Raw genomic sequence first — 12,953 nt, 5'->3', positions numbered from 1 at the left:
CCTCAGCCGGACACATCCATGCGCTGCGTGCCGACGACCGCCAGCAGCCGCAGTGCCTCCTCCGACGACGAACCTGGGGTGGCGGTGTAGATGACGACGCGTTGGTCCCGGTCGGTGATGTCGAGGACGTCGCAGTTGACGGTGACCGGGCCGACGAGGGGGTGCTGGAAGGTCTTTTGGAGCGTCGGGAGGGCGGTCACGTCGTGCTCGGCCCACAGACGGGCGAACTCCGTGCTTCCGGTGAGGAGTTCGTCGACCAACGCGGTCACTTCGGGGTCGTCGGGATAGCGGGCGGCAGCGGCGCGCAGGTGGTGGGCCGAGGTCCGCGCGAACTCGTCGGCGTCCGACACGCCGTACAGTGCCCGTCCGTCCGCACGGAACGGTCCCAGGAATACGCGCCGGACGAGGTTCCGGTCACGGTGCGACAGCGCGGAGAAGTCCTCCATGAGGGCGGCGGCCAGGTCGTTCCAGGCGATGACCTCGTTCGTCGCCGAGAGCACGATCGCCGCAGCCTGCGGCAGCCGGTGCAGCAGGTCGACGATGCTCTGCCGGACCGTCCGCTCGGGTCCCGGCGGCGGGCCGGGCGGGGCCCCGGCGAGGTGGTGCAGGTGGTCGCGTTCGGCGTCCGAGAGTCGCAGGGCGCGGGCGAGTCCGCCCAGCACCTCGCGGGACGGGCGGGGGCCCCGGGCCTGCTCCAGGCGCGTGTAGTACTCGATCGAGATGTACGCCAGCTGCGCCACCTCTTCGCGGCGCAGCCCCGGCGTGCGGCGGCGCGGCCCGGCCGGCAGCCCCACGTCGGAGGGGGTGATGCGCTCGCGCCTGCCGCGCAGGAAGTCCGCCAGTTCTCGTCGGTTCACGTGCCCAGTGTGCGCGGGAGACAAGGCGCCCATCCAGGTACCGCTGGTGCCTGGATAGGCCGTACGGCCGCCAGCAGGCTCGTAGCCATGGAGAACACACGCAACACAGAAGAGAACACGCGGCAGACGATCGCCTCTCTCGGTCTGCTCGCCGACAAGGTCGCCTTCATCACCGGTGCCGGCCGTGGCATCGGCGCCGCCGCGGCGCGGCTGTTCGCCCGGGAGGGTGCCCGGGTGCTCCTCGCGGCCCGCACGGAGTCGCAGCTCAAGGCCGTGACCGAGGAGATCCGGGCGGTCGGCGGCACGGCCGAGTACGTCATCTGCGATCTGGCCGACGCGGCGAGTGTCCGGGCCGCCGTCGACCGGGCCGTAGAGCTGTACGGCCGCCTCGACGTCGCCTTCAACAACGGTGCCGTGAACCAGCGGCCGGGCCCGATGGAGCAAATGCCGGAGGCCGACTTCGACGCGATCTACACGGTCAACCTGAAGGGTCCGTGGCTGGCGATGTCCGCCGAGGTCGCCGCGATCCGCGCCACCGCCGGCCGCGGGGCCATCGTGAACACGTCCAGCGTGGGCAGCCTGATGGGCAACCCCTGGCTGCCCGCGTACGGCGCGGCCAAGCGGGCGGTGAACAGCCTCACCGCGTCGGCGGCGGTGACGTACGGCCCGGAGGACATCCGCGTCAACGCGATCGCGCCCGGCACGACGCTCACCGAGATGATGCTCGCCTGGGACGCGGAGTCCCCCGGCACCCTTGAGCAGTTCAGCGCGCAGACCCCGCTCGGCCGGGCCGCCGCCCCGGAGGAGGTCGCCGAGGCCGCCGCCTGGCTGCTCAGCGACCGCGCGTCGTACGTCACCGGCACGGTCCTGAGGGTCGACGGCGGCATGCGCGCCTGACAGGTACTGGCGGGGTCAGCCTTTGTCGGCCTCCAGCACGGCCATGGCGGCGTTGTGCCCCGGCACCCCGCTCACCCCGCCCCCGCGCACCGCGCCCGCCCCGCAGAGCAGGACGTTCGCGTGCCCGGTCTCCACGCCCCAGCGCCCGCTGTCCTCCTGGGCGTACGGCCAGGTGAGGTCGCGGTGGAAGATGTTGCCGCCGGGCAGTCGCAGGTCGCGTTCCAGGTCGAGCGGGGTCTTCGCCTCGATGCAGGGGCGGCCGTCGGCGTCGGTGGCCAGGCAGTCCGCGAGGGGGTCGGCGAGGTGGGCGTCGAGCTGGGCGAGGGTGGACTTCAGGAGCTCGTCCCGGACGGCGTCGTTGTCGCTCGCGAACAGCCGTGCGGGCGTGTGCAGGCCGAAGAGGGTCAGCGTCTGGTAGCCCTGCTCGACGAGGTCCGGGCCGAGGATCGTCGGGTCGGTGAGCGAGTGGCAGTAGATCTCGGACGGCGGCGCGGCGGGCAGTTCACCGGCCGTCGCCTGGGCATGAGCGGCGGCCAGCTGCTCGTACCCCTCGGCGATGTGGAAGGTCCCGGCGAACGCCTCGCGCGGGTCGACGGACGTGTCCTTGAGCCTCGGCAGCCGGGTGAGCAGCATGTTCACCTTGAGCTGGGCACCCTCGGCGGGGCTCGGCGGGGCCTCCCCCGTCAGTGCGGCCAGTTCCTGCGGCGAGGCGTTCACCAGGACGTGCCGGGCGCCCACCGTGCCCTCTCCGTCGGCTGTCCGGTAGGTCACCTCGGCGGCGTGGCCGTCCGTGTCCACCCGTACGACCTCGTGGCCGGTGGCGAGCACGGCGCCCGCGTTCCGGGCGGCGCCGGCCAGCGCGTCCGTGAGGGCGCCCATGCCGCCCACGGGCACGTCCCAGGCGCCGGTGCCGCCGCCGATGACGTGGTAGAGGAAGCAGCGGTTCTGCCGCAGGGAGGGGTCGTGGGCGTCGGCGAAGGTGCCGATCAGCGCGTCGGTGAGGACGACGCCGCGTACGAGGTCATCGGCGAAGTTCGCCTCGACGGCGGTGCCGATCGGCTCCTCGAAGAGGGTGCGCCAGGCGTCCTCGTCGTCGACACGGCGGCGGAGTTCGTCGCGGGTGGGCAGGGGCCCGGTGAGGGTGGGGAACACCCGTTCGGCGACGCGGCCGGTCATGGCGTAGAAACGTCGCCAGGACTCGTACTCGCGTTCCCCTCCGGTGAGGCGAGCGAAGGCCTCGCGGGTGCGGCGCTCACCGCCGCCGACGAGCAGCCCGGTGGGCCGGCCGTCCCGTTCCACGGGGGTGTACGAGGAGACGGTGCGCCCGCGTACCCGGAAGTCCAGGTCGAGATCGCGCACGATCTTGCGCGGCAACAGGCTGACCAGGTAGGAGTAGCGCGACAGCCGGGCGTCGACCCCGGCGAACGGGCGGGTCGACACGGCGGCGCCGCCGGTGCCGGCCAGCCGTTCCAGGACCAGCACGGACTTCCCGGCGCGGGCCAGGTAGGCGGCGGCGACGAGGCCGTTGTGGCCACCGCCGACGATCACCGCGTCGTATCGGTCGTGCCGGTGGGGCCGGCCGGATCGGTCGGGGCGCTCGTGTGCGGGCATGGTTCTTCGTAACACGTGATGATCCACCCGGGCCAGAGCTGTTCGGCCGAGGAGCCCAGGGACACTCAGCGGCCGGATGCCCGCTGCTGCCGCAGCACCGCCACCCGCCGGTACAGCTCGACGGCTTCGGCGCCCCGGCCGAGCTGCTCCAGACAGTGGGCCTCGTCGTTGCGGCTGGCGAGGGTGTCGGGGTGGTCGGCGCCGAGTACCTGCTCGCGGGCGGCGGCGACCCGCCGGTACTCGGCCAGGGCGTCGGGCCAGCGGCCGAGCCAGCCCAGGCCGACGGCCACCTCGCGGCGGCTGACCAGCGTGTCCGGGTGGTCGGCGCCCAGTATCCGTTCGCGGATCGCGCACACGTCGCGCGACTCGGCGAGTGCCTCCTCCCAGCGGTCGAGGCGGCCCAGGTTGACGCCGAGACCGTGCCGGGCGCGCAGGGTCTCGGGATGTGCGAGGCCGTTGACACGGGTGCGGTCCTCGATCAGCTCGCGGTACAGCTTGAGGGCCTCCGCGCTGCGGCCGAGCCGCCCGAGGCTGATGCCGACCTCGTAGCGGGCGGCGAGCGTGTCGGGGTGGTCGGGACCGAGCGCCTCGGCGCGCGCCGCGGCGACCTCCCGATACGTCTGGAGGGCCTCGGGCCAGCGCCCCAACTGGCCGAGCGCGTAAGCGACTTCGTACTGCGTGACCAGCGTGTCGGGATGGGCGGCACCGAGCACCCGGGCACGCGCCGTCGCCACCTCGCAGGCCATGCGGTACGAGTCCTCCAGGCGTCCCAGACGGCTCAGGTTGAAGGCGAGGTTGTGACGGCAGCGCAGGGTGTCCGGATGGTCGGGGCCCATCGTGCGCTCCCGGGCGGCCAGGACGGTCGTGTAGGCCTGGTGCGCGTCGAAGTGACGGCCCAACTGCCCCAGGACGTATGCCATTTCCTGCCGGGCGGCCAGCGTGTCCGGGTGGTCGGCGCCGAGCACCCGCTCCCGTTCCCCGGCCACATGGGTGTACTCGCGCAGGGCGTCGGCGGCACGGCCGGTGCGGCTGAGGGTGAAGCCGATCTCGTAGCGGCTGGCGAGGGTCTCCGGGTGGGCCGGTCCGAGGATGTGCTCGCGTTCGGCGGCGACCGCGCGGTGCACCTCGCCCGCCTCCGCCCAGCGACCGAGGCGCCCCAGGCTCAGGCCCGCGTTGTGCCGCCCGGCCAGCGCGTCGAGCGCCTGCGACGAGGGCGCGGGCGGCAGTTGCGGCAGGGGTTCCTCGGGGCGGCCGGTAACCGGGCGGGCGATCCAGTCGCCGGTGAGGCCGGCCGACGGGTCCGGGGGCGCGGTGCCGATCCCGGCGCCGGTCGCCTTGTGGCCGGTGGTCATGCCCCGGGTCCAGGAAGGCAGCCGGGGTTCGCGGGCGGCGGGCTCGGGGGACCGGAACCGGGGCTGCGGGGAGACGACGGTCGGCACGTACAACGGGGTGGCCCGGCCCGCGCTGATCCGGCGGGCCAACTCCCGCGCGTCGCTCGGGCGTTCATCCGGAAGCTTGGCAAGGAGAGCGAGGATGACCCGTTCCAGGAACTCGGGGATCTCGGACCGGTGGCTGCGCGGCGGCTCGGGCGGGGTGTCACGGTGTCCGATGAGCACCGCCCAGGCGTCGTCCAGGTCGAACGGCGGTACCCCGGTGGACAGTTCGTAGAGAACGCAGCCGAAGGAGTACAGGTCGCTGCGCTGGTCGACCTCGCCGCCGCCGATCTGCTCCGGCGACATGTAGTGCGGGGTGCCCATCGCGATTCCGGTGCCGGTCAGCCGGGAGGTGAAGCCGATGTCGTGGCCGAGGCGCGCTATGCCGAAGTCGCAGATCTTCACCGTACCGTCGGTCAGCCGCATGATGTTCGCGGGCTTCAGGTCACGGTGGACGATGCCCTGTTGGTGGGTGTAGGCGAGGGCGGCGGCGACCTGGTCGGCGATGTCGACGACGTCCGGGACGGGCAGCGGATGATGCTTGTTGTCCTCCAGGAGCTGGCTCAGATTGCGCCCGTCCAGCAACTCCATGACGAGATAGAGCACCCCGTCGGACTCACCGAAGTCGTGCACGACGGTCACGCCGCGGTGCTGCAACGCGGCGGCCACCCGCGCCTCCCGCCGGAACCGCTCCCGCAGGACCCGCGTGAAGGATTGGTCGTGGTGCGGCCCGAGCGGCTTCAGACACTTCACGGCGACCTGCCGCCCCAGCGACTCGTCGCGGGCACGCCACACTTCCCCCATGCCGCCGCGCCCGATCTGATCGATCAGCCGGTACCGGCCCTGGATCAGTCTGGTGTCCGCCATCTCGTGCTGCCGCCCCCGGTCCTGTTCGCCCTCCCCCGGCCCGTCCAGTATGGCGAGCTATCCTCCGAGTTTGTACGGCGCGGGCCGCGAGCCGGGGCCGAGCCGCGACATGGCCCGCAGGACGTGTTTGGGCGGAAGTTGCCAGCGAAGACGTGCGGGAATACGGCGCAGCAGGGTGCCGGTGGCACGCAACTGCCGGGTGACGACGGCCGGTTCGGCTGCGGCTCTGCCGTACAACTCGTGGGCGTACGGCGGCAGGGAGGCGTACGCCAGCCGCGATACGCGCCGCCACAGCACCTCACGCGCCGGGACGAGCAGCGGATGCGTCGGCGGCCGGCGAAGGAAGTCGTCCACTTCGCGCGCGTCGGCTCCGACGGCCAGTTCGGGCCGGACCTTGTCGAAGTAGGCGCGCATCTCGGCCTGGTTGGCCGGTACGCCGTCGGGGTCGAGGCCCACCAGGCGGGCACTGACCAGGTGTTCACGGATGTACCGGTCGGCGTGGACGTCGGTGATCGGGTATCCGGAGCGGCGCATGATGTGCAGATAGGAGTCGATCTCGGCGCAGTGCACCCACAGCAGCAGTCCGGGTTCGTCGACGCCGTAGCGCTCTCCTGTGTCCGGGTCGACGGCGGACATCATGCGGTGGATCTTCCGGACCCTGGCGCCCGCCTTCTCGGCCGCGTCCTTGGTTCCGTAGGTCGTGGTGCCGACGAAGTTCGCGATGCTCATCAGCCGACCCCAGGCTTCCTTCCGGAATTCCGAGTTCTGGATGACCCCGCGCACCGCGCGCGGATGCAGCGCCTGGAAGTACAGGGCGCGGATGCCGGCGACCCACATCATGGGATCGCTGTGCAACTGCCATGTCACGGACCGGGGGCCGAACAGTCCCGGGTCGCCTGCGCGTATGCCGTCCACTCGACGCCTCCCTTGTCGGGCAGCATGTAAAGGCACGCCCTCCACCACGACGTCACCCCGGATCCTTCCCCGGCACCTCCGGGCCATTCCCGCAACGGGCCGTGATGCTACCGGCCCCGGGTTCGGCCGCCCTTCCCGGGTTCGGGTGCGGTGACCTCGGCGGGGGCGTTGCGGAGCATCGCCCGGTAGAGGGCGTCGTGTGCGGGAAACTGGGTGATGAACCTGCACAAGGAACTGGCCGACGCCGACACCGGCATCCAGGCCGCCCACATCGCCATCGACTCCTCGATCGGCGTCTCCGTCATCCCGGGCGTCGAGGCGGCCCAGCCCGAACAGATCGCCCCGCTGTACTGGGAGCTGCACACCACCAGGCGCGACGAGGCCGAAGCCGTATTCCGCCTCGACGGCGTGGAATTCCCCCGCGGTTGACACCGCATCTGCGGTTGTCCCCACCTGTTACCAGGACTGTTGGCCAGGACAGGACCGCTCAGGTCCGGGCGAGGACGGCAACGGAAGGCCGTCGCGGGGGCACCGTCTCTCTTCGACTGGAGCATCGCCGGCCGCCGGGCTGCGAGGAGGACAGGGCGTAGTACCGCAGTACCAACGGGCTCCGCCTGATTCGGTTCCGCGGTACCGGATGGTCGCCCGGTACCGCTCCTAGGTTGAGATCGCGGGTCAGTCAGGACCGGCTCACCCAAAGATCTCTTCTCCTGGTGGGAGTAATTCCGTGGCCACCTTCCTCTATCGGCTCGGCCGGCTGTCGTTCAGGCGACGACGCATCGTCGTGATGCTGTGGGTCGCCGTCCTGGCCGCCATCGGCATCGGCGCCATGAGTGCGCCCGGCACATCCTCCGGGGCCCTGAGCGTTCCGGGCACGCAGTCGCAGCGGGCGATCGACCTGCTGCGGAAGGAGTTCCCGCAGGCCTCCGCCGACGGCGCCACCGCGCGTGTGGTGTTCGAGGCGCCCAGCGGGCAGAAGCTCACCTCCGCCGCCAACAGGGCGGAGGTCGAGTCCCTGGTGGCGAAACTGGAGAAGTCGCCGCAGGTGTCGGGCGTCACCGATCCCTTCGCCAGCGGTCTGGTCAGCGGGTCCGGCACCATCGCCTACGCCCAGGTGTCCTACAAGGTCCCCCAGACCGACGTCAGCGACGCGGCCCACGCCGTGCAGAGCGACGTCGTCGAGCGGGGCGAGAAGGCCGGCCTGAAAGTGAGCCTGGGCGGCAACGCCGTCAAGGCCAAGGCCGCGAGCAAGGCGGCCGAGCTGATCGGCGTCGGGGTCGCCGCCATTGTTCTGGCGATCACCTTCGGCTCGATGATCGCGGCCGGGCTGCCCCTGCTCACCGCGATCCTCGGGGTGGCCGCGGCCGTCCTGTCGGTCACGCTCGCCACACACTTCTTCGACCTGGCCTCGTCCTCCACGACCCTGGCACTGATGCTGGGGCTGGCCGTCGCCATCGACTACGCGCTGTTCATCGTCTCCCGCTACCGCAACGAGATCCGCGACGGCCACGATCCCGAGGAAGCGTGCGGACGTGCCGTGGGCACCGCCGGGTCCGCGGTCGTCTTCGCCGGTCTGACCGTGATCGTCGCGTTGAGTGGCCTGAGCGTCATCGGCATCGCCGTGCTCACCGCCATGGGCCTGGCCTCCGCCTTCGCCGTAGCCGTCGCCGTGGTCATCGCGCTGACCCTGCTGCCCGCCCTGCTCGGCTTCGCCGGTATGCGGATCATGAAGGGCAGGATGCTGACCCGCCGTATGAAGGCGCTGGAGCGCGGCGAGGGCGAGTCGATGGGCGTGCGCTGGGCGAAGTTCGTCACCCGCAACCCGGTCAAGGTGCTCGCGGTCTCGGTGGCCGCCCTGGCCGTGCTGGCCATCCCCGCGATGTCCCTGCGGATGGCCCTGAACGACGACTCCGGAAAGCCTCCCGGCAGCACCCAGCGCATCGCCTACGACACCCTCAGCAAGGGCTTCGGGCCGGGCTTCAACGGACCGCTCACCGTGGTCGTCGACGCCCGGGACAGCGACAGTCCCAAGACAGCCGCCCAGGACGCGTACACCATGCTGAGCAAGCTGGACGATGTCGCCGCTGTCCGTCCGGCCTCCTTCAACCAGGCCGGCGACGTGGCCCTGCTGGGCGTCGTCCCCAGGAGCGCCGCCACCAGTGAGGCCACCAAGGACCTCGTGGGCGAGATGCGCGACCACGGCGCCGCCCTGCACCGGGACACCGGCGCCGAGCTGATGGTCACCGGCCTGACCGCCGTCAACATCGACGTCAGCACCAAGCTCTCCGCCGCTCTCATCCCCTATCTGGCCATCGTCGTCGGCCTGGCCCTGGTCCTGCTCCTGCTGGTCTTCCGGTCGATCGTGATCCCGCTCAAGGCCGCCCTGGGCTTCCTGCTCAGCGTGGTCTCGACCCTCGGTGTCCTGGTCGCGGTCTTCCAGTGGGGCTGGCTGAAGGACCTCTTCGGCGTCGACCAGACCGGACCCATCGTCAGCCTGCTGCCCATCGTGCTGATCGGCGTGGTGTTCGGACTCGCCATGGACTACGAGGTCTTCCTCGTCTCCCGCATGCGGGAGGAGTACGTCCACGGTGCCGAACCCGCAGAGGCCGTCGTGCAGGGTTTCCGGCACAGCGGCCGGGTGGTCACCGCCGCCGCCATCATCATGGTCTCCGTCTTCTCCGGATTCCTCCTCGACGACGAGGCGCTGATCAAGTCCATCGGCCTGGGGCTCGCCGCCGCCGTGTTCTTCGACGCCTTCGTCGTCCGGATGACCATCGTCCCCGCGGTGATGGCCCTGCTCGGCCACCGCTCCTGGACCCTGCCGAAGTGGCTCGACCGGATCCTCCCGAACGTGGACGTCGAGGGCGAGAAACTGCGCCACGCGCTCGAAACCGAACAGACGGACTCCGCGCCCGCGTCCGTACCCGTGCTCGCCGGTGTCGCCGCGGGAGCCCACACGGGCTCGGACGACCACAGCGCCCCCCGCGCCTTCACCGACGGCCGCATCTCCGTCGGGCCGGACACGCCGGCACCTGCCCAGCAGGGTCCCGGGAAGGCACGCGGACTGTCCAGGCTCAAGCAGCGCCTCGCACGGGGCGGCGACGCCACCACCCCTACCGACCCGCCGGAGGCACCGGCACGCAGGAAGCTGCTGAAGAACCCGATCCGCAGGAGCTGACGCACCGAGCCGCAGCACCGGCCTCCGCACGGCTCCTGACCTGGCGGCCGACTCTCACCGGCCGGCACCCCTGCCCCGTCCCCCGGCCCGATCCCCCCGGGCCGGCGGACGGCCCGACATCGCGAAGGGCCTCCCCCGTGACCGCACCGAGCCGCCCCCGCTCCCGAATCACGCACGGACGAAGGCCTGTTCCTTCAGGCCCTGACGAGCGATCCCGAGCAGCGGGTGATCGCGTCGGTCATCTCCCGGCTCGCCTCGTGGCGGCGGGCCGACCGGGCCCGTCCCCGGGCCCGGCGGTGGGGGGTCCCGGTCCTCCGCCTCGCGGTCGGCAGCGACGCCTGGCCCCCACGCGCGCCCCGGCCGGACGGGCAGCGGCCGGGGCCTGGTCGGTATGGTCCATCGCCCCGACCACCGTCACGTCGTACGCCTGCCGCGTCCTCGCCAAGATCGGCGCCCGCAGTCGCGCCCAGGCCGTTGCCTTCGCCTACGAGTCGGGCCCGACCGCGCCGCACACCACTCGCCCGGCGCAGCCGTGAGGAGGACGAACTCTGGTACCCCGGTACTAGTCGGCGCCGCGGGATTCCCTCCCGCGGTGCCATGGCATCGGTCGATCCCGCTTCTAGGTTGAAGCCCGGAACTGGTCAGGCCCGTCCAGGCAATGACGTCCTTTCCCGGCGGGAGCAACTTCGTGGCCAATGGTCCGCACCGACTCGAGCCGGTCGGCGTTTCACCCACCACCACCGGTCGTCCACTCGTGGATCCTCCTCCTGGCATCCACGTTCGTGGGCTCGGTGCCGCCGCCCCGGCCGGCCGGCGTCAGCATCCTGGGACTCGCCGTGGCAGCGGACTCCGACTCGCCTCCGACGTGTCCGAGGGCCGGAAACCGCGTCACGCCCTCGAAGCCCGTCAGGCCGCCCGCCCCACGGCGGCCTTCTCCCGCGGTTCGGCCCCGGCTTCGCCGGTGTGGGCAGGGGCGAGGGCGCTGACCAGGTCAGAACGGCCGCCGCCCCCGAACCGTTGTCAGCCGTACGATCGCGAAAGAGCGGTCGGCCCCGGTCGGCGCTCGCCCCCAGTCGCCGCCCGTCCGTCCACTCCCCCGGGACCGGCGGGCGGCTCGCCTGCACCGCGAAGGGCCCAGATCTTGACCCCCACGACCCCACAGGACTCCCGGTCCGGTCGACCCTTCCCCGGTCGGCCCGAACTGCCCGAGGCACTGACGGCCGATGCCGAGCAGCGGGTGATCGTGTCCATCATCACCCGGCTGTCTTCCTGGGCCTGGGCGGACCGGACCCACCCCTGGGTCCGGCGGTGGGGTGTCCCGCTGGTCTGCGCCGCCCTGGGCCTGCCGTCCGTCCTCGCCTCCGCCGGTGGAGGCGGAGGCGGAGGCGGAGGCGGAATCGCCGAGGAGCTGGCCCTCACCGTCGCCATGGCCGTTCCCCTGCTGTGGCGGGAGCGCAGGCCCATGCTGGTCTTCGCGCTCACCACTGCCACCGCTGTGCTGGCCCACGCAGGGGCACTCCAGGGTGCCAACGCCGGCGCCGACGTCGCACGCATCGTGGCCCTGTTCAACGTGGGCCGCTTCGCCGCCCCCGGCCAACTGCTCATCGCCCTGGCCATCTCCCTGACGCAGCTGGTCGTCTGGGCCGCCGGGCTGTGGGGCGACGGTCAGCCGGACTACTCCGCACGCCCGGAACCCCTCATCCTGCTGGGGATGGTGACGGTGACGGCCATCGCCGGCCTCGGCCTCGCCCACCGCCTGGTGAACGTCGTCATCGCCGCCCTGCAGAAGGAGAAGGACCAGCAGGCCCGCCTCGCCGTCGCCCAGGAACGCGCCCGCGTCTCGAAGGAGATGCACGACATCCTCGGCAACACCCTCGCCGTCATCGTCGGCCTCGCCGACGGCGCCGCCGGCCTGACCGAGACCAAGCCCCAGCGCGGTGCCGAGACCCTGCGGATCATCGCCGACAGCGGCCGGGGCGCCCTCGCAGAACTGCGCCGGCTCCTCGCCGTCATCGGCGACGACAACGACCGGCCGCACGATGCCCCGCTCGCCCCGCAACCCGGCCTCGCCGACCTCGACCCGCTGATCGAACGCGTCCGCGCCGCCGGCCCCACCGTCACCCTCGGCACCGACGGCGACCTCACCGCGCTGGCCCCCGGCCTCCAGCTCGCCGTCTACCGCATCGTCCAGGAAGCTCTCACCAACACCCTCAAGTACGCCGCCGCCGAAACCTCCAGCAGCGTCCGGGTAACCGTCGGGCACGGCACGGTCCACGTCGACGTCGAGGACACCGGCCCCCTCCGCGCACCCCTCTCCCGGAGACGGGGCACCGGAAACGGCCGCGGCCTGATCGGCATACGCGAACGTGCGGCCATCTACCAGGGCCAGGTCACCGCCGGACCCAACCGTGCAGGCGGCTGGAGCGTCCACGCCAGCCTCCTGACCACCCCGCCCTCCCCCTAGCCCTCGGCTCCTCCCCTCCCCATGAACAGGGAGATACCCCCATCCACGACCGGAACGGAGAAACCCCGCCACATGACCACCGTGCTCATCGTCGACGACCAGGCCCTGCAACGCCTCGGCTTCAGCATGCTCCTGGAACAGCACCCCGACCTCACCCTCATCGGTGAGGCCACCCACGGTGCCGAAGCCGTCCGCAAGGCCGCCGAGCTGAAGCCCGATGTCGTCCTCATGGACGTCCGCATGCCCGGCATGGACGGCATCGAGGCCACCAGACGCATCATCAAGTCCGGCGGCCGCTCCCGCGTCCTGGTCCTGACCACCTTCGACCTCGACGAGTACGCCTACGACGCCCTGCGCGCCGGCGCGTCCGGGTTCCTGCTCAAAGACGCCATGCCCGACGAACTCGTCGCCGGCATCCGCGCGGTGGCCGCCGGCGACGCCGTCATCTCACCCGGTCTGACCCGCAAGCTCATCGACGCGTTCGGCAGCCGTCTGCCGGGCCACACGCCCGAACAGCAACGGCAGCTGGCCCGCCTCACCAACCGCGAACGCGAGGTACTCACCGCCATCGCGACCGGCTGGAGCAACACCGAGATCGGTGAACGCCTCTCCCTCGCCGAGTCCACCGTCAAGTCACACGTGAGCAGCATCCTCACCAAGATCGGGGTCCGGGACCGGGTCCAGGCCGTGATCTTCGCCTACGACGCCGGCCTCGTCAGGCCTGCCTGAGC

Annotated in this window: 9 protein-coding genes; 5 read left to right on the top strand and 4 right to left on the bottom strand. The window is 71.8% G+C overall.

Annotation, left to right across the window (positions count from 1 at the left end; translation table 11 throughout):
• Nucleotides 1–2 precede the first annotated feature (2 nt).
• A complete protein-coding gene (locus ACW4TU_RS42475) occupies nucleotides 3–857 on the bottom strand; it encodes a helix-turn-helix transcriptional regulator (protein WP_457422450.1) in 855 nt (284 codons plus the stop codon).
• Nucleotides 858–944: 87 nt separating this feature from the next.
• Between ACW4TU_RS42475 and ACW4TU_RS42470 the strand changes: the two genes are divergently transcribed.
• Nucleotides 945–1,754, top strand: a complete 810-nt coding sequence (locus tag ACW4TU_RS42470; protein ID WP_457422448.1) for an SDR family NAD(P)-dependent oxidoreductase — start codon at nucleotides 945–947, stop codon at nucleotides 1,752–1,754.
• Between the two features lie 15 nt (nucleotides 1,755–1,769).
• Here the strand turns inward: ACW4TU_RS42470 and ACW4TU_RS42465 are convergent, their stop codons facing one another.
• From ACW4TU_RS42465 to ACW4TU_RS42455, 3 genes are all read right to left on the bottom strand, one after another.
• The gene (locus tag ACW4TU_RS42465; protein ID WP_457422446.1) at nucleotides 1,770–3,365 is read right to left on the bottom strand and encodes a phytoene desaturase family protein; all 1,596 of its coding nucleotides are present in this window, start codon (nucleotides 3,363–3,365) and stop codon (nucleotides 1,770–1,772) included.
• A gap of 65 nt (nucleotides 3,366–3,430) precedes the next feature.
• Nucleotides 3,431–5,665, bottom strand: a complete 2,235-nt coding sequence (locus tag ACW4TU_RS42460; protein WP_457422444.1) for a serine/threonine-protein kinase — start codon at nucleotides 5,663–5,665, stop codon at nucleotides 3,431–3,433.
• A 57-nt stretch (nucleotides 5,666–5,722) separates the two neighbouring features.
• Nucleotides 5,723–6,505 (bottom strand): oxygenase MpaB family protein, encoded by a 783-nt coding sequence (locus ACW4TU_RS42455; RefSeq protein WP_457430588.1) that lies wholly within the window; start codon nucleotides 6,503–6,505, stop codon nucleotides 5,723–5,725.
• A 291-nt stretch (nucleotides 6,506–6,796) separates the two neighbouring features.
• On the opposite strand from ACW4TU_RS42455, the gene ACW4TU_RS42450 reads away from it, so the two are divergent.
• The 4 genes from ACW4TU_RS42450 to ACW4TU_RS42435 all read left to right on the top strand — a co-directional run bounded on the left by ACW4TU_RS42450 (nucleotide 6,797) and on the right by ACW4TU_RS42435 (nucleotide 12,951).
• Complete coding sequence (locus ACW4TU_RS42450) at nucleotides 6,797–7,009, top strand: hypothetical protein (RefSeq protein ID WP_457422442.1); 213 nt, start codon at nucleotides 6,797–6,799, stop codon at nucleotides 7,007–7,009.
• Nucleotides 7,010–7,307: 298 nt separating this feature from the next.
• The gene (locus ACW4TU_RS42445; protein ID WP_457422440.1) at nucleotides 7,308–9,758 is read left to right on the top strand and encodes an MMPL family transporter; all 2,451 of its coding nucleotides are present in this window, start codon (nucleotides 7,308–7,310) and stop codon (nucleotides 9,756–9,758) included.
• Nucleotides 9,759–10,899: 1,141 nt separating this feature from the next.
• Nucleotides 10,900–12,222 carry a sensor histidine kinase gene (locus ACW4TU_RS42440; protein ID WP_457422438.1) on the top strand — a complete coding sequence of 441 codons (1,323 nt, stop codon included), beginning with the start codon at nucleotides 10,900–10,902 and terminating at the stop codon, nucleotides 12,220–12,222.
• Between the two features lie 72 nt (nucleotides 12,223–12,294).
• The gene (locus ACW4TU_RS42435; RefSeq protein ID WP_457422436.1) at nucleotides 12,295–12,951 is read left to right on the top strand and encodes a response regulator; all 657 of its coding nucleotides are present in this window, start codon (nucleotides 12,295–12,297) and stop codon (nucleotides 12,949–12,951) included.
• Nucleotides 12,952–12,953 lie beyond the last annotated feature (2 nt).

This window comes from Streptomyces kryoterrae (genome assembly GCF_054072135.1).
This window is presented reverse-complemented; position numbering and strand designations above follow the sequence as displayed.